This window comes from Capnocytophaga canis, assembly GCF_000827555.1.
In the GTDB taxonomy this organism is placed as follows: Bacteria; Bacteroidota; Bacteroidia; order Flavobacteriales; family Flavobacteriaceae; genus Capnocytophaga; species Capnocytophaga canis.
This window is the reverse complement of the sequence record NZ_CDOI01000122.1, coordinates 1-221: the sequence shown is the minus strand read 5'-3', so window position 1 is coordinate 221 and position 221 is coordinate 1. Positions and strand designations below refer to the sequence as shown.

Sequence of the window (221 nt, the reverse complement as noted above, 5' to 3'; positions counted from 1 at the left end):
TTCCGAGCACAGTGGATTGGTTTGGATGGAGCTCCTCGCAGTGGAGGGATTAGTTATCATGCTCCTCAGGAGCGTTTGCGAAACGTGGGTTTGGGGTACTCGTTGTTCTATGACGCAATAGGCCCACAAACGAACACGAGTTTTATGTTAGATTTCTCGTATACTTTGAATTTTGATAATTCGAAGTTAGCTTTTGGTTTAAAGGGTACAGCAGAGATTTT

1 protein-coding gene is annotated in these 221 nt (G+C 43.4%); it reads left to right on the top strand.

Translation table 11 applies throughout. From position 1 onward, the window contains the following. Positions 1-221 (top strand): type IX secretion system membrane protein PorP/SprF (locus tag CCAND38_RS03425; RefSeq protein WP_042343891.1); only part of this gene is annotated, 221 nt, incomplete at both ends.